The following is a 23,832-nucleotide window of genomic DNA, read 5'->3' on the forward strand; positions in this document are numbered from 1 at the left end:
GATACAAAAAAGGCAGGCCACATTCATGTGCCTGCCTTTCTCATGTCTTTGGCCCCAGCCAGTGGGGTCAGTCGCACTCGCAGCCGTTTGTGGGGCCGGGGCGCTTCTGGATCACGTGATGGTCGATCCATTCCGACACCAGCCGCCGGGCCTCGTTCAGCGAGGATTCGGGATGGTGGATGCGGTAAAGGGTCGTGCAGGCATGGAAAGCCGACACATCGCTGGTCCCAACGCCACGCAGTTCCTGGTAGGCGGTGATTACGGCACGCTCACATTTACGAGCGATGCGACTGTTTTCAACAGACACGATGCGATGACCTATTATTGAGAATGATTATCAATACTGGGATACTAGAGCGAATGGACTGATTGGGCAAGGTATACATGCCCCTCATCCCGCGCCGAGTTGTCACATTATATTTCCCGGACCGCTTTTTTACGCATTTTTGGCCGCAGGCCGTGCAGACCGATGGATTTTCCCATCTGTTGCGGTTAATCGTCTGTCCTGTCATTCACGACAGCGAATATCATTTGGCCGGAGATAGGGTATGCACGACGCCACGGGAAACGGGGCTGGACTGTCAACAGGTTCAACAGCGTGGGACCGCGATGCGGCACTGATGACGGCGCGCCTTCTGCTGGAAATCAAGGCCGTCAACTTCCGTCCCGATGATCCGTATACCCTTACGTCCGGCTGGAAGTCCCCGGTTTACATCGATTGCCGCCGCATCATCTTCTTCCCCCGCGCGCGGCAGAAGATCATGGAACTGGCGGTCGAGAAGATTGGTCGCCATGTCGGCTATGAAAGCATCGACGCGGTAGTCGGCGGCGAGACGGCCGGGATTCCCTTCGCCGCATGGATTGCGGACCGCATGATGGCCCCCATGGCCTATGTGCGTAAAAAGCCCAAGGGCTTTGGCCGCAATGCGCAGATTGAAGGCGATGTGCCCGAAGGCATGCGCACCCTGCTGGTGGAAGACCTGACCACGGACGGTTCTTCCAAGGTGCAGTTCGCCAATGCCCTGCGCAATGCAGGCGCGATCGTGGACCACACATTCGTCGTGTTCTTCTACGGCGTGTTCCCCGGCGCCTACCGTACGCTGGCTGACATGAACATCAGCCTGCATGCCCTGTGCACATGGTGGGACGTGCTGGAAGCCTGCGCGGGCAAGCCCTATTTCTCAGAAAAGGATGCAGCCGAGGTCCGCCGCTTCCTTGAAGATCCCTGCGCATGGTCCGCAAAGCATGGTGGCGTGGGCAGCGCGGAAGAAGCGCTGGCGCTCAAGGCCAAGCGCGACGCCGGAGCCTGATCCGCATCCCTGCTGATGTCGCGTATCCTGGCTTTTGATTCCGGTATCGGGGGGCTGGGCGTTGTCGCCCGGTTGCGCACGCTCCTGCCCGCCGTTCCGATTGACTATCTGGCCGATACCGCCGTCTTTCCCTATGGGGAACAGCCCGATGCGCTCCTGCGGGAGCGCATCGTCAGGCTTCTGGGCCATGCCATCACCCGGCTGAAACCCGATGTGGTGGTCATTGCCTGCAATACCGCCAGCACCCTTGCGCTGGACGGCCTGCGCGCTGCCTATGCCGTGCCCTTTGTCGGGTGCGTGCCCCCAATCAAATGGGCGGCGGATCATACCCGTACCGGCACGATTGGCCTGCTGGCTACGCGCGCGACAGTGCGCCGTCCCTATCTGCATGATCTACAGATGCGTTTTGCACCGGCCTGCACGCTGCTGGCCCATGGTGCGCGCCATCTGGCGGATATGGGGGAAGCCGCATTCCGGCAGATCCCGCCCGACCCCGAACGACTGAAAGCCGAACTGGCTGGCCTGTTTGGCCAACCGGGTGGCGAGCATATTGATGTCGTGGGCATTGGCTGCACCCACTACACCTTTGTGCTTGATGCCATGCGGGCGCTGGGACCGGCTGATGTAACATGGCTGGACCCCGCCCCTGCGGTTGCAAGACAGGCCGCCCGCATGCTGGCGACATGCAGTTTCCCCCTACGGGAAACCATACCTGCCAGAGCCGAGCAGGTGCTGTTCACCGCAATGCCCGCTGATCTGGATGCCCTGCTGCCGGGTCTGGGCCATATGGGGTATGACGCCAGCAATATCGGCTTTTTTGACGAAGACGGGGCTGAGGCCCCTCGAAAGATGACTGCCCCATAAAAGGGGGCGTCTTCCAAAGCTTTTTGAAAAAAGCTTCACCAGAAATTTTCTTATGATTTCTGGATGTTTTCTGAACAGGGGCGGCTTTCACCGCCCCTGTCCGGGGTCAACGCAGGCGGTTGACCGTGTAGCTTGCCGTATCCTGCAAAAGCTGGCGCAGGCGGCCCGGCGGGAAGATCGACAGGGCCTCGCAGGCTGCCTGTGCATATTCCGTCGCACGGTCCAGGGTGATGCGGATCGCATCGGTCTTTTCAATCAGGCTAAGCGCATGATCCAGATCGTCGGGACGCTGCTCGCTTTCCTCAATCACGCGCTGCCAGAAGGCACGGTCTTCCTCCGATCCCGCGGCATAGGCCGCCAGCACCGGCAGGGTGATCTTGCCTTCACGGAAATCATCGCCCACCGTCTTGCCCAGACGGGCCTGATCGGCGGCGTAATCCAGCGCGTCATCCACAAGCTGGAACGCCATGCCCAGATTGGTGCCATAGGATTCAAGCGCGCGTTCCTCACGCTCGTCACGTTCGGCCACAACCGCCCCCACACGGCAGGCTGCGGCGAACAGGGCCGCCGTCTTGCCATGGATGACTTCCAGATACTGGTCGATCCTGGTGGAAAGATCGTTCTGGGTGGACATCTGCAGCACCTCCCCTTCCGCGATCGTGGCGGAAGCGGAGGAGAGGATGTTCATGACCTTGAGAGAACCGTCATCGGTCATGAGCTGGAAGGAGCGGGCGAACAGGAAATCGCCCACCAGCACCGATGCCTTGTTGCCGAATACGGCGTTGGCGCTCGCCATGCCGCGACGCAGGGCGCTTTCGTCCACCACGTCATCATGCAGCAGGGTCGCGGTATGGATAAACTCCACACAGGCTGCCAGCGCCACGTGCCGCTGATGGGTGGCATCGGGCTGGTAACCGCACAGCCGCGCAGAGGCCAGCGTCAGCAGCGGCCGCAGCCGCTTGCCGCCAGCGGCGACCAGATGGGCCGCAAGTTGGGGAATAAGCGCAACCGGGCTGTCCATCCGCTCGACAATGGCGCGATTGCACGCAGCCATGTCATCAGCGAGATATTCCGCCAGATCGCGCAGGGCGACTTCTGATCCATCTGCCATCGGGCGGCGAGCCCCTTCGTCTTTCTGACTTGCCGTTTCGTCGGATTCCGGCAGACTAACTGCTAGGGCCAAAAGGTTACTCTCCGGGTTCCGAATGTATGAACATGAATATGAGTATATGGGCGGCGCTGGAATAACGGTCAAGCGGGAGCAGACAGGCATGGGGTCCGGGGCGGGTGATTTGCTGCCCGCGCCACCTGTCGGCCTGCCCCCGGTCTCGACCGGTGCGCTGCTGGGCGGAAAGGTGATCTATCGCCAGTTTATCACGGGAAACAGGACCGGACTGGAACCGGTTCTGATGGCCGCTTTCGTGCCTGCGCGCGCCGGTCAGACCGTGCTGGAGGGTGGATGCGGCGCTGGCGCAGGGCTGCTCTGCCTGACGAATCGGATATCCGGTCTTGCCGGAATCGGGCTGGAGCATGACACGGCGACCGCCGCGCTCGCCGGTCATAATTTCGAACTGAACGGACGCCACGACCTGCGCGTATGCGCTGCCACCATTCCCGCCCTGCCTGATGATCCCCTGCTGTCAGGGCCGGGCAAGCGCCGGATCGACCATGCTTTTGCCAATCCGCCATGGCATGGGCATGATTCGTCCCCTTCGCCCCATCTGCGCCGTGATCTTGCCCGCCGCCTGCCCGCAGGCACGCTGGTGGGATGGGTAAACGCCCTTGGCAGCCAGCTTCGCCATCATGGCACGCTGACACTCGCCCTGCCCGCCACGCTGCTGGCCACGGGGATCGCCGCCATGGAAGACGCCGGGCTGGGACGGATCAGGATTTTCCCATGCTGGCCCCGGCAGGACCGCCCGGCGCGTATCGTGCTGCTACAGGGATGCGCGAACGCACGCGCGGGCAGCGAAATGCTGCCCGGACTGGTTCTGCATGAAGCCGATGGCCGCTTTACCGCCGCCACCCGCGCGGTGCTGGAAGATGGAGCCGCCCTGCTGCCCTGATCCGGGCAAAGGGCGGCCCTGCCGGCGGTTCAGTCGGCGAAAGCTTCTTCCCACGTGCCGGTGGTCGAGGCACGGCTGTATTCGGTCGCCCGGTTTTCAAAGAAATTGGCGTGTTCGACCGCGTTGATCATCTCATCCACCCACGGCAGCGGGTTGGTGGCGACATCATAGATGCCATCAAGCCCGAGTTGTCCCAGACGGCGGTTGGCGACAAAGCGGATGTACTGCTTGACCTGGCCGGCATCCAGCCCTTCGACCGCGCCCATTTCAAACGCGAGGTCGATGAAGGCGTCCTCGTGTTCGACAATGTCGCGGCAGATCTGGCGGATGTCGTCACGCAGCGTATCGGTCCAGATTTCCGGATTTTCCTGCACGAAGACCCGGAACAGCCGCGCCATCGAATCACAGTGCAGGGATTCGTCACGCACGGACCACGAGACGATCTGCCCCATGCCCTTGAGCTTGTTGAAACGCGGGAAGTTCAGCAGGATCGCGAAGGATGCGAAAAGCTGGAGCCCTTCGGTAAATGCGCCAAAAGCCGCGAGCGTGCGGGCAATCTGGTAGTTATCGGAGACCGAGAATTTCTGCATGTAGTCATATTTATCCTTCATTTCCTTATAGCTAAGGAAAGCGGAATACTCGGTCTCGGGCATGCCGATGGTATCGAGCAGATGACTGTAGGCAGCGATATGGATCGTTTCGATATTGGAAAAGGCTGACAGCATCATCAGCACTTCAGTCGGTTTGAACACCTGACTGTAGTGCTTCATGTAGCAGTTGTTCACCTCCACATCCGCCTGCGTGAAGAAGCGGAAGATCTGGGTGACCAGATGGCGTTCGCTTTCGCTCAGCGTGCGGTGCCAGTCCTTCACGTCATCGGCCAGCGGCACCTCCTCGGGCAGCCAGTGGACGCGCTGCTGCGTCAGCCACGCATCATAGGCCCAGGGGTAGCGGAAGGGCTTGTAGACGGGGTTTGAGGTCAGCAGGTTATGTTCCTGCCTGGTCGTGGCATCTGCGCCGGGGGCGTTGTCGGTCATGGCCATGCCTGTCCTGTACATCGATATGCGCCCCCCGGCCCGGACAGGCTGGGGAACGCATGGAATACTATATCAAGGGTGGAATGCCCCGCCTTACTGGCAGGCTAGGCATTCCTCGTAATCGGTGGAAGTGCCCGTGGCCGCCGGAGCGGGCGCGGAGCCTTCCTTCTGGGTCATGTCACGCTTTTCCTGTCCGTCGCTTACCGCATCGGCGCGCTGGATGGACAGCGAACGGCAGTAATACAGCGACTTCACGCCCCGCTTCCATGCCATGTAATGGATCTGGTGCAGGTCGCGCTTGTTCACGTTGGCGGGCAGGAAGATGTTGATCGACTGCGCCTGACAGATGAACGGCGCACGGTCGGCGGCATGTTCGATCACCCAGCGCTGGTCCAGTTCAAACGCGGTCTTGAACACGTCCTTTTCCTGCTGGGTCAGGAAATCCAGATGCTGCACGCTGCCCTTGTTCAGGGTGATGGAGGACCAGATATCGCTGGTGTTCTTTCCCTTTTCGGTCAGCAGGCGGTCAAGGTGGCGGTTGCGCACGGTGAAAGAACCCGACAGCGTCTTCTGCAGGAACACATTGGCCGCGATCGGTTCAATGCCGGGGCTGGCATTGCCCGCGATAATCGAAATCGACGCCGTGGGTGCAATCGCCATCTTGTTGGAAAAGCGTTCCATCACACCGTATTCGGCGGCATCGGGGCACGGCCCACGTTCCTGCGCCAGTTTGATGGACGCCGCATTCGCCTGCTCACGGATATGCTTGAATATCTTGCGGTTCCACACCTTGGCTACAACGCTTTCGAACGGCACGTTATTGGCCTGAAGGAAGGTATGGAAACCCATGACCCCCAGCCCTACCGAACGTTCGCGCATGGCGGCGTAGCGGGCGCGTTCCATATCGTCAGGCGCGCGGTCGATGAAATCCTGCAGCACGTTATCGAGGAACAGCATCACGTCCTCGATGAACTGCGGTTCGTCCTTCCACTCATCCCATGTCTCAAGGTTGAGCGAGGACAGGCAGCACACCGCCGTACGTTCCCGGCCATGATGGTCCATGCCAGTGGGCAGCGTGATTTCCGCGCACAGGTTGGATGTCTTGACCTCCAGCCCCGCCAGCTTGTGGTGTTCGGGACGGGCATTGTTCACATGGTCGGAATAGATGATGTACGGCTCACCCTGTTCCATGCGCGCGGTCAGAATCCGGATCCACAGCGCCCGCGCCGAAATCTTGCGGATGACCGTATTGTCCTTGGGCGAAAGCAGCGCCCATTCCGCATCGTCCGCCACCGCGCGCATGAACGCATCGGACACCAGCACGCCGTGGTGCAGGTTGAGCGCCTTACGGTTGGGATCGCCGCCGGTCGGACGGCGCAGTTCGATGAATTCCTCGATCTCGGGGTGCCAGACCGGCAGGTATACCGCAGCCGATCCACGGCGCAGCGATCCCTGGCTGATCGCCAGCGTCAGGCTGTCCATCACGCGGATGAAGGGGATGACACCGGATGTCTTGCCGTTACGGCCCACATTCTCGCCAATCGAACGCAGGTTGCCCCAGTAGGAGCCGATGCCCCCACCCTTGGAGGCCAGCCATACATTCTCGTTCCACAGGTCGACAATGCCGCGCAGGCTGTCATTCGCTTCGTTCAGGAAGCACGAAATGGGCAGGCCGCGCGTGGTGCCACCATTGGACAGCACCGGGGTTGCGGGCATGAACCAGTGGCGGGAAATATAATCATACAGCCGCTGCGCATGGGCTGCATCGGCACCGTAATAGGACGCAACCCGCCCGAACAGGTCCTGATAGCTTTCACCCGGCAGGAGATAGCGGTTATCAAGCGTGGCCTTGCCAAATGCCGTCAGCAGCGCATCGCGGGAATGGTCCACGCGCACGGGATGATGACCGGGCAGCTGGACCACGTTATCCAGCATGTCAGACATTGTCTCACTGTCCTTTCCCCGGACGCTACCGTCCCCGTAGGCAGAACAGTCGGACATGCCTTCGGATACGTCATCCAGGACCATTTACATTCTCCGTAATCGGCTCGTGCCAATGCACAGGGTCTTTCGAGCCTGTGGCTGGGGGCAAGGTTTTCTGATTTGCCCCCTATATATGGACCACCGCGCGCCCGATTGCACTATATAATGTAGGGGACAAAATTGTGGACGGATTGTCCGAATCAGCGGGGAAGCTGGGTCAAGCACGAAAAGGGGCAGAATATTTTTTAAATTTTCCGCCCCGACGCCATCAGGATTCCAGGGTGCCCCAGCGCGCCGTCGCCGCGTCATCCTGCGCCCGGGGTTCGACCCACGCGCTGCGACCATTTCCGAATTCCTCGCGTTTCCAGAAGGGTGCGCTGGTCTTGAGCCAGTCCATCATGAATTCGGTCGCATCGAAGGCGGCACTGCGATGCGCGGCGGCACATAATACCAGCACGATGGGCATGCCCACCTCCAGCCGCCCTACGCGATGGATGACCGTGCAGCCAACCAGCCCGAATCGCGCACATGCCGATTCGGCGATGCGCTGCATCATGGACTCGGTCATGCCGGGATAATGTTCAAGTTCCAGCGCACACAGCCCGTCACCGCCACGGACGATGCCGGTGAATGCGGCAACCCCGCCCACACTCTCCTGCCCGTCCAGCAGCAGGGTGGTTTCATGGCCGGAATCGAAGACTTCGGCCTGAACCCGGATCGTGATGCGCGGCATGACCGGATCAGCCCCCCGTGACCGGGGGGAAGAAGGCAATTTCGTCATTGGCGGCGATGGGGGCCGAAATGGCGGCGAAACTCTGGTTGACGGCAACGCGGATCAGTTCGGGCCGGGCAAAGATTTCGCCATATTCACCACCACGGGCACGCAACTGGTCAACCAGATCCTGCACGGAACGCGCGCCCTGTGGCAGGTCCAGCGTTTCACCTGAACGACCGAGCCGGTCCCGCAGCCATGCAAAATAGAGAATGCGCAGCATTCCGGTCTTATCTCCCTTAACGCCAGGCCGAAAACTGACAGCCACTCGCTGTCAGGGGGTCTGCTGTTCCTGCACCGTGCCGTCTGATGCGACCACGGTATTGGTGCCATCGCCGTTGGGCACGATGATGGCCGTATCCGACACGCCCTTATGCGTCGGCGATGCCCCCGAAGACAATGCAGAAACGCGCGCCCCCTGCCCCGGCATGGCAAGCAGCACGCCATCGTTGCCGATCTGCATCTCCCCACCCGCGGGCAGGTCCTGCTCTCGCACCGCCATGCGCGCGCCGACCGTTGTGCCGGATGTATCGTCCGTATCCGCCAGCATCGACTGCCCCCGGGGCACGACCGGCCATATATTGGTTTCCTGCGGCAGGATCGGCAGCACCTGTGGCGCTTCGCCCGCCACGCGCCGCATGTTTTCCACATCGGCACGCGGAGTATTGGGAAGCGAGCCGGGCAGTTCCGTATTGTCGGACAGGATTTTGCCGAATCCACCGCATCCCGCCAGACCGACCAGCACTGGCAGCATCAAGACATGGCGCACCGTTCTTCCCCCTTGACCTGTCTGGCAACAGGCGGGCGCATCGGCCCGCAGGAAAGAACAACAACGATACGCGTTAATTTTTCATGTAGGTCAGGAAGATAATTTGGTCGCGCCCGTACCGGTTCCGTTGACGTGGCGCAGCCCGGTGGACAGGTAATCCCACCCGGTGATGAGGGTCAGCGCCGCCGCGATCCACATCATTACCGCCCCCAGCGCATCAACCGGCAGCCAGCCGATATGCAGCAGGGCCGCCGTGCTGTCCCCGGCCAGCAGGAAGCCGATGGCCGTCATCTGGAATCCGGTTTTCCATTTTGCCAGCCGCGTTACCGGCAGCCCCACACGGGTCGCTGCCAGATATTCACGCAGGCCGCTGACCAGAATTTCGCGTGAAAGGATGATGATGGCCGGATACAGGCAGCCATAGGGCAGCCGCCCCAGCCCAGCCATGACCATGAGCGAGGCACCGACCAGCAGCTTGTCCGCAATGGGGTCGAGCATCCGGCCCAGATCGGAATTCTGGTTCCACGCCCGCGCCAGCTTTCCGTCCAGATAATCCGTGATCCCCGCAAGGATGAACAGCACGCAGGCCGCGCAATCGGTCTGCGGGGTATGGATGACGACCAGTCCCACAACAATGGGAACCACGACAATGCGGGACAGGGTCAGGAGATTGGGCAGGTCGGTAAGCATGCTGATACTGCTATAGCCAAGGATGAGGAAAAATCGAAATACCGATAACGCCTGTCAGGCAGGTTCTGCGCTCACACCTGCATGACAGGCGCTCAGTCCCCTGTCCAGTCCGGATGGAAATATCCGTATATGGCGCGCGCCATGTCACGGTTGATGCCAGGCGCATTTTCCAGTTCCCCCAGCCCCGCCTGCCGCACACTGCGCGCCGAGCCGAAGTGATTGAGCAGCGCACGCTTGCGTGCCGGACCAACGCCGGGAATATCATCCAGTTCCGAGCGCACCAGCGTCCTGGACCGCCCCGCGCGGTGGGTGGTGATGGCAAACCGATGGGCTTCATCACGCAGGCGCTGAAGGTAGTACAGGACCGGGTCGCGCAGCGGGAGCTGGAAGGGTGGACGGTCAGCCATATGGAACCACTCCCGCCCCGCGTCACGATCCGGCCCCTTGGCAATGGCCACCAGCGTCACGCCCGTCACCCCCAGTTCATCCAGAACCGCCCGCACGGCTGAATACTGCCCCGCACCGCCATCGATCAGCAGGATGTCGGGCCAGTCTTCGGGGCGGTTGCCTTCTTCCCGGTCGCGCAGGGCGCGGCGAAACCGGCGTTCCAGCACTTCGCGCATCATGCCGAAGTCATCGCCCGGCGTGACCGGTCCCTTGATGGAAAACTTGCGGTAGGCACGTTTGTCGAACCCTTCCGGCCCGCCAACCACCATCACGCCATAGGCATTCGCGCCCTGAATGTGGCTGTTATCGTAGGTCTCGATCCGCCTGGGCGGGGCATCCAGCCCGAACAGGTCGGCAACCCCCTGAAGCAGCCGGGCCTGCCCGGCACTTTCGGCCAGCCTGCGTTCCAGCGCTTCGCGCGCGTTGATTTCGGCATGTTCGATCACGCCGCGCTTTTCCCCGCGCTGCGGATGGGTGATTTCCACCTTGCGCCCGCGCCGTATGCTGAGGGCGGATGTCAGCACATCGCATTCCGGCAGGTCCTGATTGACCAGCACCTGCGCGGGGGGCGGCTTGTCATCGTAAAACTGCCCGATGAAGGCGGCCAGCACGTCGGGCGCGCTTTCATCGCGCGCATGGCTGGGAAAAAACGCGCGATTGCCGTTGTTGCGCCCGCCGCGGATGAAGAACACCTGAATGCAGGACTGTCCTGCAATCTGCCAGATGGCGATGATGTCCGCATCGCTCACGGTAGAGGGATTGATCACGCTGGAATCCTGCTGCAGCGCGGACAGGCCGCGTATCCGGTCACGGATGGCGGCGGCGCGCTCGAACTCCAGCGCCTCGGCGGCCTGTTCCATCTCCCGGCCCAGTTCCTCGCGCAGGTGGGTGCTTTTTCCGGCAAGAAAGTTACGGGCCTCGCGCGCCAGTTCGGCATATTCCTCACGGCTTATGCGGTCGGTGCAGGGCGCGGAACAGCGGTGGATCTGGTGCAGCAGGCACGGACGGGTGCGGCCCTGCATTTCACTGTCGGAACATGAACGCAGCAGGAAAGTCCGCTGAAGCAGGTTGAGCGTCTGGTTGACCGACCATGCGGACGCAAATGGCCCCCAGTACGACGCCCCCTTGACCGGCTTGCCCCGATGTTTGCTGATCTGGGGGAAATCGTGCCGGTCGGTCAGCATGATCCATGGATAGCTTTTGTCGTCACGCAGCAGGATATTGTAACGCGGCTGCATGCGCTTGATGTAATTGGCCTCCAGCAACAGGGCTTCGGCCTCGGTATGGGTCGTGACGATTTCCATGCTGCCCGTTTCGGACACCATGCGGCGCAACCGTTCGGTCAGGCGGCTGACATGGGTATACGACGTCACCCGTTTTTTCAGGTTCAGCGCCTTGCCCACATACAGCACATCGCCTTTCGGCCCCAGCATGCGGTACACGCCGGGCGATTGCGGCATGGTCTGCAGGGCATGGTGAATCGCTTCCACCCCTTTGGGACGGGTGGAGGGGGCTGAAATGGCTGTTGTCATGGATGGTAGCCGTTCATCCACCGATGATGTGGATAAGTCTGTGGAGCAGAAGCAGAAAAAAACGTGCGGATGGCGGTTTTCCTTTCCTGAACTTGGATTGCCCAAAAAAACATCACTAATGCTAACCCATTGGTTTTAAATAAATATATTTGGAAACCCATAGACCGGAACAAAATTCCTTCGCAACATTAGCCAAATTTAACCCTGTCAACCCCACAAGTGGACAAATTGTGGCATCCCTGTGTTCAAGAGGGTTGTTTTCCTTTTCACACGAAATATCAGCCGCCTTTTGCAATTCGTTCCTGTTTTTGTCCTGCCCGCTTCCCGATGGTGGCAAAAATATTCTTGTCAGCCCGCGCCGGATCGGCAATGCACCCGATATGCGTATCATCACCTGGAATATCAATTCCCTTCGCCTGCGGATGCCCCTGCTGGAACAGCTCTGCCGGGATACGGCACCCGATATGGTGTGCCTGCAGGAAACCAAGGTACCGGACAATCTGTTCCCCATGGAACAGGTCCGGGCGCTGGGATTCGATCATGTCGTTTTCCGGGGCATGAAGGGGTATAACGGGGTCGCCATCCTGTCACGCCAGCCCGTAACCGTGCTGGAGGATACACCCGACTGGTGCCAGCGCGGCGACTGCCGCCATATCGCCGTGCGCCATGGCGCGGGCGCGGACGCCATTGATGTGCATGACTTCTACGTCCCCGCGGGCGGCGATATTCCCGATCCGGTGGAAAATCCGAAATTCGCGCACAAACTCGCCTTTATCGAAGAAGCGCGGCACTGGTTTTCCGCCCGCGCGATGCGGCGCACGGTTCTGGTGGGGGATCTGAACATCGCCCCGCTGGAACATGATGTGTGGAGCCACAAACAACTGCTCAAGATCGTCAGCCATACGCCCGTGGAGGCTGAGGGACTGCTGAAATGGCAGGATACCGGTTTTGTTGACGCCATGCGTCACTTCGTCCCGGCCAGCGAGAAGCTTTATACGTGGTGGTCGTATCGCAACCGGGACTGGAGCGCATCGAACCGTGGGCGCCGCCTGGACCATGTATGGGTCACGCCGGACCTGAAGGACGCGCTGCGTGGCATGGAAGTGCTTCGCCCCGCCCGTGACTGGGACAAGCCATCCGACCATGTGCCGGTCATTGTCGATCTTGCCGTCTAGCAGCGTTTTTTCGACACAGGGCGGGAAGAAACAGGCCACCGGTTAACGCCCGATGTGGATGGCTTCCCCCTGAAATGCGACCGGGCCACCCATAACAGGTGGCCCGTCATAATCAGCCTGTAAATCCAGGGGCGAGCGTCCTCAGGCGAGGACCGTCTTGCCACCTTCGGGGTCCAGACGGTAACCGCCCCCTTCCGTCACCAGCAGCGTGGCGTTGGTGGGGTCCGGCTCGATCTTCTGGCGCAGGCGGTAGATATGGGTTTCCAGCGTGTGGGTGGTGACCGCTGCGTTGTAACCCCATACCTCGTTCAGCAGTACCTGACGGGGCACGGGACGCGTGCCGGCGCGGTACAGGAACTTCAGGATGGCCGCTTCCTTCTCCGTCAGGCGGATGCGGCGGTTCTTCGCCGTTTCCTGCAGAAGCTTGGCGGACGGGCGGAAGATATAAGGCCCGATAGCGAAAACCGCGTCCTCGCTGTTTTCAAAAATACGCATCTGCGCGCGCAGACGGGCCAGAAGTTCCGCGATACGGAACGGCTTGGCGACATAGTCATTCGCCCCGGCGTCAAGCCCGCGCACGACATCCGTTTCATCATCGGAACCGGTCAGGATGATGATGGGAATGCGCTTGCCCTTGCGGCGCAGCTCGGCGCAGAAATCGCGGCCATCCCCGTCGGGAAGGGAAACATCCAGAATAATTGCATCGAACCGGGCGCCCGGCGTCTGCAGTTTCTCCCAGGCTTCGGCGACGGAGCCAGCCTCGATCGCTTCAAATTCACCATCAACCTGTAGCTGTTCAACGAGCATTTGACGTAAAGTCTGATCGTCGTCCGCTATCAGTATGGGACGTGCTCCTGCCATCGAACCCTCTTTATCACTTTAGTCCCGGCCCGTTATCGGTCCGGTCTTTGTCTTGCCTGTTCATGCCCGGCCCCACAACCCCCGGTCATGATGCCGTACGCAGTCAGATCAGGGCCGGAGATAAACATAAATACGACCCAATCCAGAGGAATCCATGATACGCGCAATTTTGCAAACGAATACAGGGCTGGATGCACAACTGCATTGCATGCGCGAAATTGTTCCCGCCATCATCGGCGCGGGGGGCATAAAAAACCACAAAACTGAGGGAGATCACGCAACGCCTGCCGGTATTCTGCCGCTGCGGCGGGTTTTCTACCGCGCGGACCGCGTGTCATCACCAGTCTGTCATCTGCCGGTTGAACCCCTCTCCGCGTTTGATGGATGGTGCGATGACCCCACCCATCCCGACTATAACCGCCATATCACGCTGCCCCATTCCGCCCGCCATGAGCGGCTCTGGCGGGACGATCACGTTTACGACATCATCGTGGTACTTGGTTATAACGACGCGCCTGTACGCCGTGGCGCGGGGTCGGCCATATTCATGCACCTGCCGCCCGCCGGTGGCAGACCGACGGAAGGCTGCATCGCCCTGCCCGAACCCGTGCTGCGTCACCTGCTGGCGGCGGGACTGGGGGAAATCGAGGTCAGGCCGGTATAGGCGCCGCCATCTGTGGCGCATCCGGCGCTACGGCCTCTTCTGGCGGCACGTAGGTAATGATGATGTCACCCGCCGCAGGCTCGATCGGGGTTACGTCCTCGGCCGAAAAGACCCAGATCGCGGTTCCCTTGCGAATAATCATGAACAGCATGACCGGATCAGAGGGTAACGGGTTTTCATCCTCGTTATCGGATTCTTCGATGACGTGGCTGCTAAAACGCCAGCCTTTCGCATAAAGGGAATCGATCAGGGAGAAATTCCAGCCCGGTTCCCCCAGCACCTTCCCGCGCGAATCCCGGCTCAGGCCATGATACAGGTCCAGGCGCGCCAGTCCCGGACTGACCTGAAACACACGCTGCCGCCCCAGATCAGGCGCCATGCGCGCGCAGACAAGACCGTTATAGATGGCATCCGGCGTCGCCGCGATCAGGTAATCCGCAGGCCGCTCCTCAAGGCTCTCCTGTCCTTCGACCGATAACAGTTCCGCCTTGAGCACCGGCACGCCAAACCGCGCGGCCTTGTCCAGTGCCGGGGCATAGGTATCGACCAGCAGCACCGGCACTCCCACCTCGTGCACCACGCGGGCAAGGTTGGTGGACCACGCATTGGCCCCCATGATGGCCAGCGCCGGTTCATCAGACAGCGTAAGCCGCAGCGCGCGCGCCAGTGGACGCAGCGAGAAGCCATGCAGGATCATGGTCGACGCGATCAGGGCGAACACGGCGGGCGTAATCAGGTCCGCCCCCGGATAACCCGCTTCCTGCAACTGCAACCCGACCACCCCCGCCACGGCGGCGGCCACGATCCCGCGCGGCGCGATCCAGCCCACGAACAGCCGCTCCTGCCATGACATGCTGGCCCCGATGGTGGACAGGAAAATACCCAGCGGGCGCACCACGAACATGACCGTAAGTGTCAGCGCCATGATCGGCAGGGAAAGCTGGTTCAGCAGGGTACGCTGCAAATCGGCCGTCAGCAGGACAAACAGGCATGAAACCACGATCACGCCGAGGGATTCCTTGATGCGCTGCAGTTCCGACATGCCCGAGACCTGCAGGTTGGCCAGCGCCATGCCGAACACGGTCGCCGCCATAAGCCCTGCCCCCTGCATGACCAGATTGCACACCGCCGCAACCCCCACGGCGAAGGCCAGGATCATCGGGATACGCAGGATCTCGGGCAGCAGATCGCGTGAGGAGAGGAATTTGATCAGCAGGGCGGCAAAGACACCACATCCGATCGCAACCATGGTGGCGAACAGTAGTTGCGGCCCGATCTCGACCGCTTCCAGCGAAATGCCCCCCATATGCGAAGGCCGGATCAGCAGGTATTCCAGAACCAGCGTCGCAAGGATGGCCGCAATCGGGTCATTGACGATGGCTTCCCACCGCAGGAAGGCCGCCACCCGGGGTTGCAGCTTGGTATGCCGCAGCAGCGGCAGCACCACGGTCGGCCCGGTCACGACCACGATCGCGCCAAACAGCCATGCCGTGCCCCAGTTCAGGTGCCCGACATAATGCGCGGCAATGGATGCAAGTACCCAGTTGACCGGCAGGGCCGCCGCAGTCAGCCGCAGCACCCCTTCCCCCGATTCACGCCACTGGCGCAGGTTCAGGGCGAGTCCTCCCTCGAACACGATGAAGGCCACGGCCATGGAAACCAGGGGATGGAAATAGGGGCCAATGGTCGCCGCCGGATGCAGCATCCCCACCCCCGGCCCGTAAAACAGCCCGAGGGCGAACAGCAGCACGATGGCAGGTAGCTGAAAGCGCCACGCCACCCACTGCGCGGCGATCCCGCCGCCCAGAACGCACAGAATTCCTATGGCAAGGTTTGTGGCCTGCATGCCCGTATCCCACTTTGTTGCAAACACCCCTGCCGCCTGGCCGGCATCCAGTTCATGCGCGTAAATACGACCGGGCGTAATGGTTCGTGTATATCAGGATTTACGCTGCATCATGGCAGCAAAAAAGCCATCCGTATGATGCTGGCGGGGGGTAAGGCTGACCTGACCATCCGTACTCAGTCCGGGCGGCAGGTCATCATGTTCCGAATCAGGGGGAACCAGTGCGAAGTCGGGATTACGCGCCAGAAAGGCCGTGATCTGGTCCGTATTTTCTTCGCGCAGCACGGAACACGTCGCATAGACCATGCGTCCGCCGGGACGGACCAGTGCTGCGGCACGGTCAATGATTTCGGCCTGTTTGGCGATCAGTTCCAGCAGGTCCTGTTCACGCAGGCGCAGGCGGGCATCAGGGTTACGGCGCCACGTACCCGTGCCCGTGCATGGCGCATCGACCAGAACACGGTCGAAACTGCCGCTACGCCGACGCGCCCAGCGGTCGCCCGCTACCAGCAGGTGACGTTCGGCATTATGCACGCCCGCACGGCGCAGGCGGCGCACCGCCCCTTCCAGCCGGGGTTCGGATACGTCGCAGGCCACGATATGACCGCGATTTTCCATGGTCATGGCCATGCCCAGCGTCTTGCCCGCAGCACCCGCGCAATAATCCAGCACCCGCATGCCCGGTCGCGCACCAACGGCCGCGACGACAAGCTGGCTGCCTTCGTCCTGTATTTCGATCAGGCCACTGCGGAAAGCAGCGCTGGATGTAACCGGCAGGCGCCCCGTTACCCGCAACCCCCAGGGGGAAAGCGTGGTCTCCACGGCATGAATACCCTCCGTCCCCAGTGCCGCGCGCGCCGTGGGACGGTCGGACTTGAGCAGGTTTACACGCAGGTCGAGTGTCGCTTCACCTTCCATGGCCGCCAGTTCGGCTTCCAGCGCATCGCCGAACGTGCGTTCCAGCCGGGGCAGCAGCCAGTCGGGCACTTCCAGCCTGACGGCGCGCGGCATGTCCGGATGGAGCAGGTCCTGCCCCCGCAGCCGGTCATACAGCCGCCGCTCCGGTCCGGTCAGGCCCAGCGGGGCATAGCGTTCACCCGTAAAAAGATCATCGGGGTTTTCACGCCCCTGTGGCCCCAGCGCCATCATCGCCAGCGCCAGCAGACGGGGCGTCGGCTGCATGTCAGCGTTTTCAATCCACCAGTGCAGCCTGCGCCAGTGCCGCAGGATGCCCCACACCCGCGCCGATATGGCCCGGCGGTCGCCCCCGCCGATATAGCGCCGTTCACGGAAGAAGGCATTGGCCAGAGCGTCCGCCGGTCGCAGCGGCGTCGCCTCCATTGCGGTAAGAAGATCAATGGCGGCGGAAAGCCGTGCGCTGGGTGTCATGGATTATGGAACCGTTATACTGTCATGAAACCGGCAGGGTCAGTCCTGCCGGTAGTTCGGGGCTTCACGCGTGATGGACACGTCATGCACGTGACTTTCACGCAGGCCCGCGCCGGTAATCCGGCGGAAGCGCGCGCGTTTCTGCAGGTCGGCCACCGTAGCGGACCCGGTATAGCCCATACCTGCGCGCAGGCCACCCACCAGTTGATGGATCACGGCACCCATCGCGCCCTTGTACGCAACGCGGCCTTCGATCCCTTCGGGGACCATCTTGTGCGTGTCCTTGATGTCCTGCTGGAAATAGCGGTCAGCCGAACCACGGGACATGGCGCCAAGGCTGCCCATGCCACGATAGGATTTATAGGTCCGTCCCTGATACAGGAACACCTCGCCCGGGGCTTCTTCCGTCCCCGCCAGCAGCGAGCCGATCATGACCACGTCAGCACCCGCGCCGATCGCCTTGACGATATCGCCCGAGGTACGCACGCCACCATCGGCAATGGCAGGCACATCGAGTTCATGACAGGCCGCAGAGGTTTCCATAACAGCGGAAAACTGCGGTACGCCCACGCCAGCGACCACGCGCGTGGTGCAGATCGACCCCGGCCCGATACCGACCTTTACGCAATCGGCACCAGCGCCGATCAGCGCCCGCGCGGCTTCCGGCGTTGCGACGTTACCGGCGATGATCTGGATGTCATTCTCGATCGCGCGGATACGCTCGATGGTTTTCAGCACGCCAGCGGAATGGCCGTGGGCGGTGTCGATCACCACCACGTCCACGCCTGCCCCGATCAGTTCACGTGCGCGGACCACCCCGTCATCACCCACACCCGTCGCGGCTGCGCAGAGCAGACGGCCAAGGCTGTCCTTGTTGGCCTGCGGATACTGCACCGCACGGTCCATATCCTTGACGGTGATGAGACCGATGCAGCGGTCTTCATCATCAATGACCAGCAGTTTTTCGATCCGGTGGCGGTGCAGAAGCTGGCGGGCCTGATCGCGGTCGGCATTGTTGCGCACGGTCACAAGGTTTTCGCGCGTCATGAGTTCATACACGCGCTGCGCCGGATCGGTGGCGAAGCGGACATCGCGGTTGGTCAGGATGCCGACCAGACGGTTGGTCTCACGCTCGACCACCGGCAGACCGCTTATGCCGTGGCGGGACATGATGGCGTTGACTTCCGCCAGCGTCTGGTCCGGGTACACCGTGACAGGATTGACCACCATGCCGGATTCGAAGCGCTTGACGCGACGGACCTGTTCGGCCTGCTGTTCAACGGTCAGGTTTTTGTGGATGACACCCAGGCCCCCGTTCTGGGCCATGGCAATGGCCATGCTGTCTTCGGTCACGGTATCCATGGCCGAGGAAATGAGCGGAATGTTCAGGGTGATCTTGCGGGTCAGCCGGGTCCTGGTCGATGTCTGCGAAGGCAGGACACTCGATTCGTCGGGAACGACCAGCACATCATCAAACGCCAGGGCCTCGCGGATGCGATCCTCAAGCCGGGGAGCAGATGTGTTTTTCTGAATGGAAGACATGATGCAGGGGCCTCGTCAGCAGATGGCGGCTTCCCCGCGCCTCGGGTCACCGACCGTTGGCGCACCCTCATAGGGTGCGAAACCGCTGCTGGCAAGCATTACACGCATGGTCCGTACGTTTTCTGCCCCCCGTGGCCCGTACACGGTGCGGGATCAGGCGTACAGCCGCATCCCGTCATAGGCGGCCTCGACCCCTGCAGGCAGGTTTTCCTGCATCCAGCCCCAGTCCATGTCCGGCCCCATATGGGTCAGCACCGTGCGGCGGGGCTGTATGATCCCGCGCCAGTACAGCACCTGATCCAGCCACCCGTGGGAAAGGTGATCGTCACGCTGGAAACAGTCCACCACCCACGTATCGACCCCGCGCAGTGTATCAAGGGCCGCGTCGCTCAGTTCGACCACATCGGTGCAGTACGCCATCGGCCCCACCCGCAGGCCGATCGTCTCGGTCCGGCCATGCCGCTGGCTGAACAGGTGTATGGACATCCCCGCCATCACATGACGGCAGGGCAGCGTAAGCGGATGCGCGTCCAGTATGGGACGGAAAATGCGCGGCGGTGTCCACGGGCGAAAGGCATAGTCGAACCGGATGGCGATTTCATCCAGCGTCTCCGCCGTTCCGTAGACGGGCAGTGGTCCCTCGATAATACGGTTGATCGCCCGCAGTTCATCCAGCCCGCCCACATGGTCGGCATGGGCATGGGTATACAGAACCGCATCCACCACGCTGACACGCTGCGCCAGAAACTGGTCCCGCAGGTCCGGCCCCGTATCGACCAGCAATGTGCGTCCCGGCCCGTCACTGATGATGACGGAAGACCGGGTGCGGCGATTACGCGGCTCCGCCGGATCGCATTCGCCCCAGTCCCCTGCCCCGTCCGGACCGCCGAGCATGGGAACGCCAGCCGACCCACCGCAGCCGAGGATGATCATTTCCATCCCGTCAGACCGCCTGAGTGAACAGGCGGCTGAAATTGGCCGTGGTCATTTCGGCAAACGCCGCATCTTCCATCCCGCGCAGTTCCGCCAGAACGCGGGCGGTATAGGCGACATAACCCGGCTCGTTACGCTTGCCACGCCGGGGCACGGGAGCAAGGTATGGCGAATCGGTTTCCACCAGCAGCCGGTCGGCTGGCACGTCTTTCGCCACGTCGCGCACGGACTGCGCACGACTGAACGTCGCAATACCCGAAAAGCTGATATATCCCCCCAGTTCCAGCGCCCCGCGCGCCAGTTCCGGCCCCGACGAAAAGCAGTGGATCAGGAACGGGAAAGCACCGTTGCGCGTCGTCTCATCGCGCAGGATCGCCAGCGTGTCCTCATCAGCCTCACGCGTATGGATCACCAGCGGCAGGCCGGTCCTGCGCGCGGCGTCGATATGGACGCGGAAGCTTTCGTGCTGCAGCGGGCGGACATCGGCCTGACCGTGGAAATAGTCCAGCCCGCTTTCCCCGATTCCCACCACGCAGGGATCATCCGCCATGGCGGCGATGGTGGCGGCGTCGGGCAGGTCTTCTTCCGTCACATGGTCGGGATGGGTACCGATGGTGCACCACACCCGCAGGTCGGGCTGATCCAGCGTAGCCAGTTTCTTCTGCTGCTGCGCGCGCGACAGACGCGTGCCGATGGTGACCATGCCATCCACCCCGGCCTGTTGCGTGCGGGCCAGGATTTCGGGCAGTTCCCCGTCAGAAAAATGGTCGAGATGACAGTGGGAGTCAGTCAGTCCCGTACGGGTCATGTGGCCTCCGGTTCGACAAAGCGGGGGAAAATACCCTGCGGCGCGGGCAGCACCCGGCCACCGGGCAGCGGCGTATCAAGGGCCGCGAAATCACGTTCCCCGGCTTCCACGCCAAGCTGGGTCAGCATCCGGTCCATGCTGCCGGGCATATAGGGCTGAAGCACGGTGGCGATGATCCGCAGCGCATCAGCCAGCACGCGCAGCACGTCCGCCATGCGCGCGGCATCTGTCTTCTTCAGCTTCCACGGGGCCTGATGGTCGATATAGGCGTTACAGGCGCGGATGACCTTCCACACCTCCTCCAGCGCATCGGTCAGGGCCTGACGGTCAATCTGTTCATGCATGATCTGCGGCAGCAGGCTTGCCGGGGCCAGCAGGGCGGTGTCTTCCGCCGTGTGGGCGCCCTGCGGGGGCAGCACCCCTTCACAGTTGCGCGCGATCTGCGACAGCGTGCGCTGTGCAAGGTTCCCCAGATCGTTCGCCAGTTCCACATTCATGCGCGAGATGATGGCCCGGCGGCTGAGATCACTGTCCCCGCCAAAGGGCATCTCCCGCATCAGGAAGAAGCGGATCGGGTCAAGGCCGAAGGTGTTAACAAGGTCACGCGGGTCCACCACGTTGCCCAGCGACTTGCTCATCTTCTGGCCTTCGATGGTCCACCAGCCATGAGAGAACACACGCTCAGGCAGTTCAAGCCCCGCCCCCATCAGCAGCGCGGGCCAGTAGATGGCATGGAAGCGCAGGATGTCCTTGCCCACCAGATGCAGGTTGGCGGGCCAGAAATCCCATCGCGGCCCTTTTTCATCCGGGAAGCCAAGGGCGGACAGGTAGTTGGCCAGCGCATCCACCCACACATACATCACATGCTTCGGGTCACCCGGAACGGGAATGCCCCAGTTGAAGCTGGTACGGCTTATGGACAGGTCACGCAGGCCCTGACGCACGAAGCTTGCGACCTCGTTACGGCGGCTCTGCGGTTCGATGAAGCCGGGACGGTTTTCATACAGTTCCAGCAATCTGTCGCCAAAGGCCGACAGGCGGAAGAAGTAGGACGGCTCGCGCACCCATTCCACGGCAGCGCCGGTGGGGGCCACCTTCCTGCCATCGGGACCATCGACCAGTTCGTCTTCGCCGTAGAAACATTCGTCACGCAGCGCGTACCAGCCTTCATACGCATCAAGGTAGATATGGCCGTTTTCTTCCAGCCGCTTCCACAGGGCGGATGCCCCTTCGGCATGGCGGGGTTCGGTCGTACGGATGAAATCATCGTAGGAGATGGCCATCGTATCGTACATATCGCGGAAATCGGCCGCCACGCGGTCGGCAAACGCAATCGGTTCCATGCCCGCCGTCTGCGCGGCCTGTTCCACCTTCTGCCCGTGTTCATCCGTGCCTGTCAGGAAAAAGACATCAAAACCCGCCAGCCGCTTGAAACGCGCGATCACGTCGGCTGCAACGGATGTGTAGGCGTGGCCGATATGTGGCGCCCCGTTCACGTAATAGATTGGTGTTGTGACGTAGTAGCGCCGTGTCATGTTTCACTCACCCGCGCAAGCGCCGTTAGGACCGCCTGCTGTTTATCCAGATTGAATTGTTCGGTTTCCGCACGCAGCCGTACCATTTCCTGCCATAGCAGGGCCAGGCGGGCCGGGCGAAGGTCACTCATGCGCGCGGGGCCGGGATTGCAGGCCAGCGCGCGCGTCTTTTCAGATATGGCATTACACAGCAGATCGAAAAAGACGGAAAAGCCATTTTCCCGTTTTGTGACCTGTTCGGCAATATCATAGCCTGCCGCCTCGCCCCCTTCACCTTCCATGACGCGCGCGACAAGGCCGGCCAGCACATCCCCCTCACCATCAAGCAGCGCCAGCGCCCTGCCCGGCGCGCCACGGGCCTGCGGCAGGATAGTGGCCAGACTGCCCGCATCGGGACCACCCGTGCGCCCGGCGAACACGGTGCGCATGGCTGCGTCATCCAGCGGGGACAGGCCCAGCACCCGGCACCGGCTGCGTATCGTGGGCAGCAGACGCCCCGGCACGGAGCAGGTCAGGATCAGGATGGCGCGTTCGGGCGGTTCCTCAAGGATCTTGAGGATGGCGTTGGCCGCCGTGCGGTTCATGTATTCCGCACCATCCACGATCACCACGCGCCAGCCGCCCTCGGCTGCGGTGCGGCGCAGGAAGGCTGAAATGGGACGCACGTCATCGCCCACGATCTCGCGCCGCTGGCGGTGCCGTCGATCGTCCATCCCGCGGGCCACCACCAGCAGATCGGCATGCGTGCCAGCCGTGACCCGGCGGCCCACGGCGCTGTCATGATCTTCCGCGCCCAGCAGCACACGGGCCATCATGAAGGCCATGGTGGTCTTGCCGATCCCCTCGGGCCCTGTCAGCAACCATGCGTGGTGCAACCGGCCCGACCTTATGACCGCAAGAAACTCCTGCCATGCCGCGTCATGCCCGATCAGGCGACGGCAGGCACGGGGATCATCCATTGCCAGCCCTGCCCGCCATACCTGCAAGGAAAGGCTCCAGTTCCGCGCGAAGCGCTGCCTGCACCCCGTCCACCGCACTACTTGCATCAATGCGGCGGCAGCGCGTGCCGTCACGGCTGGCCACGGCATCAAACCCCTGCGCCACGCGGGCGTGAAAAGCGGTATCCAGCGCTTCATACCGATCCGTGCGGTCGCTGCCACGCTGCGCCATGCGGGCATGGGCGATGGCGGCAGGCACCTGCAGCACGAAGGTCAGATCCGGCACGACCGGAATGAGCGCGCGCAGACGGGCGATCATGTCCAGCATGGCAGGATCGGCATGGCTCAGCCCATAGCCCTGATAGGCTTCGGTTGAATCGGTAAAACGGTCACAGATGACGATCCGCCCCTGTTGCAGGGCAGGCAGGATGCGCCGCTCGACATGATCGGCCCGGGCGGCGAAATGGGCCAGCACCTCCGCCCGGGCGCACAGGTCATGACCACCGAACAGCAGGAAATCACGCAGCGCCTCCGCCCCCGGCGTGCCGCCGGGTTCGCGCGTAAGCTCCACCTCATGCCCCGCCGCGCGCAGGAAACCGGCCAGAAGGCCCGCCTGTGTGGACTTGCCCGCGCCTTCCCCTCCTTCAAATGTAATGAACAGGCCGGACATG

Annotated in this window: 23 protein-coding genes; 5 read left to right on the forward strand and 18 right to left on the reverse strand. The window is 62.1% G+C overall.

From position 1 onward, the window contains the following. Positions 1–67: 67 nt before the first annotated feature. Entirely contained in the window at positions 68–322 is a 255-nt protein-coding gene (locus tag KSAC_RS04020; RefSeq protein WP_102323478.1) for a hypothetical protein, read from the reverse strand. A gap of 226 nt (positions 323–548) precedes the next feature. Here KSAC_RS04020 and KSAC_RS04025 point away from each other — a divergent pair, with 226 nt between their 5' ends. Together KSAC_RS04025 and KSAC_RS04030 are read left to right on the forward strand one after the other, a co-directional pair. Next, positions 549–1,310 carry an orotate phosphoribosyltransferase gene (locus KSAC_RS04025; protein WP_102323477.1) on the forward strand — a complete coding sequence of 254 codons (762 nt, stop codon included), beginning with the start codon at positions 549–551 and terminating at the stop codon, positions 1,308–1,310. 15 nt (positions 1,311–1,325) lie between these two features. Then, complete coding sequence (locus KSAC_RS04030) at positions 1,326–2,174, forward strand: glutamate racemase (RefSeq protein ID WP_132304321.1); 849 nt, start codon at positions 1,326–1,328, stop codon at positions 2,172–2,174. Positions 2,175–2,280: 106 nt separating this feature from the next. Here KSAC_RS04030 and KSAC_RS04035 read toward each other — a convergent pair whose 3' ends face one another. After that, a complete protein-coding gene (locus tag KSAC_RS04035; protein ID WP_110547983.1) occupies positions 2,281–3,285 on the reverse strand; it encodes a polyprenyl synthetase family protein in 1,005 nt (334 codons plus the stop codon). A gap of 160 nt (positions 3,286–3,445) precedes the next feature. Between KSAC_RS04035 and KSAC_RS04040 the strand changes: the two genes are divergently transcribed. After that, the gene (locus KSAC_RS04040; protein WP_132306104.1) at positions 3,446–4,240 is read left to right on the forward strand and encodes a methyltransferase; all 795 of its coding nucleotides are present in this window, start codon (positions 3,446–3,448) and stop codon (positions 4,238–4,240) included. Between the two features lie 29 nt (positions 4,241–4,269). Here KSAC_RS04040 and KSAC_RS04045 read toward each other — a convergent pair whose 3' ends face one another. The 7 genes from KSAC_RS04045 to uvrC all read right to left on the reverse strand — a co-directional run bounded on the left by KSAC_RS04045 (position 4,270) and on the right by uvrC (position 11,470). Then, the gene (locus KSAC_RS04045; RefSeq protein WP_102323474.1) at positions 4,270–5,283 is read right to left on the reverse strand and encodes a ribonucleotide-diphosphate reductase subunit beta; all 1,014 of its coding nucleotides are present in this window, start codon (positions 5,281–5,283) and stop codon (positions 4,270–4,272) included. A gap of 87 nt (positions 5,284–5,370) precedes the next feature. After that, positions 5,371–7,221 (reverse strand): ribonucleoside-diphosphate reductase subunit alpha, encoded by a 1,851-nt coding sequence (locus KSAC_RS04050; RefSeq protein ID WP_408884743.1) that lies wholly within the window; start codon positions 7,219–7,221, stop codon positions 5,371–5,373. Positions 7,222–7,528: 307 nt separating this feature from the next. After that, positions 7,529–7,993 (reverse strand): molybdenum cofactor biosynthesis protein MoaE, encoded by a 465-nt coding sequence (locus KSAC_RS04055; protein ID WP_102323472.1) that lies wholly within the window; start codon positions 7,991–7,993, stop codon positions 7,529–7,531. A 7-nt stretch (positions 7,994–8,000) separates the two neighbouring features. Further along, the gene (gene moaD, locus KSAC_RS04060; RefSeq protein WP_102323471.1) at positions 8,001–8,255 is read right to left on the reverse strand and encodes a molybdopterin converting factor subunit 1; all 255 of its coding nucleotides are present in this window, start codon (positions 8,253–8,255) and stop codon (positions 8,001–8,003) included. A gap of 51 nt (positions 8,256–8,306) precedes the next feature. Beyond that, on the reverse strand, positions 8,307–8,801 hold the full coding sequence (locus tag KSAC_RS04065) for a hypothetical protein (protein WP_243705301.1): 495 nt from the start codon (positions 8,799–8,801) through the stop codon (positions 8,307–8,309). 90 nt (positions 8,802–8,891) lie between these two features. Continuing rightward, on the reverse strand, positions 8,892–9,491 hold the full coding sequence (gene pgsA, locus KSAC_RS04070; protein ID WP_102323469.1) for a CDP-diacylglycerol--glycerol-3-phosphate 3-phosphatidyltransferase: 600 nt from the start codon (positions 9,489–9,491) through the stop codon (positions 8,892–8,894). A gap of 92 nt (positions 9,492–9,583) precedes the next feature. Next, positions 9,584–11,470: an excinuclease ABC subunit UvrC gene (gene uvrC, locus KSAC_RS04075; protein WP_118963114.1), complete on the reverse strand. Its 1,887-nt coding sequence runs from the start codon at positions 11,468–11,470 to the stop codon at positions 9,584–9,586. Positions 11,471–11,850: 380 nt separating this feature from the next. On the opposite strand from uvrC, the gene KSAC_RS04080 reads away from it, so the two are divergent. Beyond that, the gene (locus KSAC_RS04080; protein ID WP_165927282.1) at positions 11,851–12,645 is read left to right on the forward strand and encodes an exodeoxyribonuclease III; all 795 of its coding nucleotides are present in this window, start codon (positions 11,851–11,853) and stop codon (positions 12,643–12,645) included. 141 nt (positions 12,646–12,786) lie between these two features. Here KSAC_RS04080 and KSAC_RS04085 read toward each other — a convergent pair whose 3' ends face one another. Then, positions 12,787–13,506 carry a response regulator transcription factor gene (locus KSAC_RS04085; RefSeq protein ID WP_102323466.1) on the reverse strand — a complete coding sequence of 240 codons (720 nt, stop codon included), beginning with the start codon at positions 13,504–13,506 and terminating at the stop codon, positions 12,787–12,789. Between the two features lie 208 nt (positions 13,507–13,714). Here KSAC_RS04085 and KSAC_RS04090 point away from each other — a divergent pair, with 208 nt between their 5' ends. Next, positions 13,715–14,170, forward strand: coding sequence for a L,D-transpeptidase family protein (locus KSAC_RS04090; RefSeq protein ID WP_118963112.1), 456 nt, complete (start codon positions 13,715–13,717; stop codon positions 14,168–14,170). Here the strand turns inward: KSAC_RS04090 and KSAC_RS04095 are convergent. The 8 genes from KSAC_RS04095 to tmk all read right to left on the reverse strand — a co-directional run bounded on the left by KSAC_RS04095 (position 14,157) and on the right by tmk (position 23,831). After that, a complete protein-coding gene (locus KSAC_RS04095; protein WP_132306106.1) occupies positions 14,157–16,016 on the reverse strand; it encodes a cation:proton antiporter in 1,860 nt (619 codons plus the stop codon). The genes KSAC_RS04090 and KSAC_RS04095 overlap by 14 nt on opposite strands. 93 nt (positions 16,017–16,109) lie before the next feature. Next, complete coding sequence (locus KSAC_RS04100; RefSeq protein WP_132304327.1) at positions 16,110–17,405, reverse strand: RsmB/NOP family class I SAM-dependent RNA methyltransferase; 1,296 nt, start codon at positions 17,403–17,405, stop codon at positions 16,110–16,112. A 39-nt stretch (positions 17,406–17,444) separates the two neighbouring features. Then, positions 17,445–18,947: an IMP dehydrogenase gene (gene guaB / locus KSAC_RS04105; RefSeq protein WP_132304329.1), complete on the reverse strand. Its 1,503-nt coding sequence runs from the start codon at positions 18,945–18,947 to the stop codon at positions 17,445–17,447. Positions 18,948–19,100: 153 nt separating this feature from the next. Further along, positions 19,101–19,886, reverse strand: a complete 786-nt coding sequence (locus KSAC_RS04110) for an MBL fold metallo-hydrolase (RefSeq protein WP_102323462.1) — start codon at positions 19,884–19,886, stop codon at positions 19,101–19,103. A 4-nt stretch (positions 19,887–19,890) separates the two neighbouring features. Next, entirely contained in the window at positions 19,891–20,688 is a 798-nt protein-coding gene (locus KSAC_RS04115) for a TatD family hydrolase (RefSeq protein ID WP_102323461.1), read from the reverse strand. Then, entirely contained in the window at positions 20,685–22,223 is a 1,539-nt protein-coding gene (metG, locus tag KSAC_RS04120; protein WP_132304331.1) for a methionine--tRNA ligase, read from the reverse strand. Before metG ends, KSAC_RS04115 begins: the two co-directional genes overlap by 4 nt. Beyond that, positions 22,220–23,182 (reverse strand): DNA polymerase III subunit delta', encoded by a 963-nt coding sequence (locus KSAC_RS04125; protein ID WP_102323459.1) that lies wholly within the window; start codon positions 23,180–23,182, stop codon positions 22,220–22,222. Before KSAC_RS04125 ends, metG begins: the two co-directional genes overlap by 4 nt. After that, positions 23,175–23,831, reverse strand: coding sequence for a dTMP kinase (gene tmk, locus KSAC_RS04130; RefSeq protein ID WP_132304333.1), 657 nt, complete (start codon positions 23,829–23,831; stop codon positions 23,175–23,177). Before tmk ends, KSAC_RS04125 begins: the two co-directional genes overlap by 8 nt. Position 23,832: the final 1 nt, after the last annotated feature.

The sequence above is a fragment of the Komagataeibacter saccharivorans genome (assembly GCF_004348195.1).
In the GTDB taxonomy this organism is placed as follows: domain Bacteria; phylum Pseudomonadota; class Alphaproteobacteria; order Acetobacterales; family Acetobacteraceae; genus Komagataeibacter; species Komagataeibacter saccharivorans.

Bases quoted from the DNA above. Each gene is read 5' to 3' on its own strand.
- KSAC_RS04045 (WP_102323474.1), bottom strand. From the start codon at position 5,283: ATGGCCATGACCGACAACGCCCCCGGCGCAGATGCCACGACCAGGCAG.
- metG (WP_132304331.1), bottom strand. From the start codon at position 22,223: ATGACACGGCGCTACTACGTCACAACACCAATCTATTACGTGAACGGG.
- KSAC_RS04125 (WP_102323459.1), bottom strand. From the start codon at position 23,182: ATGGATGATCCCCGTGCCTGCCGTCGCCTGATCGGGCATGACGCGGCA.
- KSAC_RS04100 (WP_132304327.1), bottom strand. From the start codon at position 17,405: ATGACACCCAGCGCACGGCTTTCCGCCGCCATTGATCTTCTTACCGCA.
- KSAC_RS04090 (WP_118963112.1), top strand. From the start codon at position 13,715: ATGCGCGAAATTGTTCCCGCCATCATCGGCGCGGGGGGCATAAAAAAC.
- KSAC_RS04050 (WP_408884743.1), bottom strand. From the start codon at position 7,221: ATGTCTGACATGCTGGATAACGTGGTCCAGCTGCCCGGTCATCATCCC.
- moaD (WP_102323471.1), bottom strand. From the start codon at position 8,255: ATGCTGCGCATTCTCTATTTTGCATGGCTGCGGGACCGGCTCGGTCGT.
- KSAC_RS04095 (WP_132306106.1), bottom strand. From the start codon at position 16,016: ATGCAGGCCACAAACCTTGCCATAGGAATTCTGTGCGTTCTGGGCGGC.
- guaB (WP_132304329.1), bottom strand. From the start codon at position 18,947: ATGTCTTCCATTCAGAAAAACACATCTGCTCCCCGGCTTGAGGATCGC.
- KSAC_RS04080 (WP_165927282.1), top strand. From the start codon at position 11,851: ATGCGTATCATCACCTGGAATATCAATTCCCTTCGCCTGCGGATGCCC.
- KSAC_RS04085 (WP_102323466.1), bottom strand. From the start codon at position 13,506: ATGGCAGGAGCACGTCCCATACTGATAGCGGACGACGATCAGACTTTA.
- KSAC_RS04035 (WP_110547983.1), bottom strand. From the start codon at position 3,285: ATGGCAGATGGATCAGAAGTCGCCCTGCGCGATCTGGCGGAATATCTC.
- uvrC (WP_118963114.1), bottom strand. From the start codon at position 11,470: ATGACAACAGCCATTTCAGCCCCCTCCACCCGTCCCAAAGGGGTGGAA.
- KSAC_RS04025 (WP_102323477.1), top strand. From the start codon at position 549: ATGCACGACGCCACGGGAAACGGGGCTGGACTGTCAACAGGTTCAACA.
- KSAC_RS04040 (WP_132306104.1), top strand. From the start codon at position 3,446: ATGGGGTCCGGGGCGGGTGATTTGCTGCCCGCGCCACCTGTCGGCCTG.
- KSAC_RS04115 (WP_102323461.1), bottom strand. From the start codon at position 20,688: ATGACCCGTACGGGACTGACTGACTCCCACTGTCATCTCGACCATTTT.
- KSAC_RS04030 (WP_132304321.1), top strand. From the start codon at position 1,326: ATGTCGCGTATCCTGGCTTTTGATTCCGGTATCGGGGGGCTGGGCGTT.
- pgsA (WP_102323469.1), bottom strand. From the start codon at position 9,491: ATGCTTACCGACCTGCCCAATCTCCTGACCCTGTCCCGCATTGTCGTG.
- tmk (WP_132304333.1), bottom strand. From the start codon at position 23,831: ATGTCCGGCCTGTTCATTACATTTGAAGGAGGGGAAGGCGCGGGCAAG.
- KSAC_RS04110 (WP_102323462.1), bottom strand. From the start codon at position 19,886: ATGGAAATGATCATCCTCGGCTGCGGTGGGTCGGCTGGCGTTCCCATG.
- KSAC_RS04055 (WP_102323472.1), bottom strand. From the start codon at position 7,993: ATGCCGCGCATCACGATCCGGGTTCAGGCCGAAGTCTTCGATTCCGGC.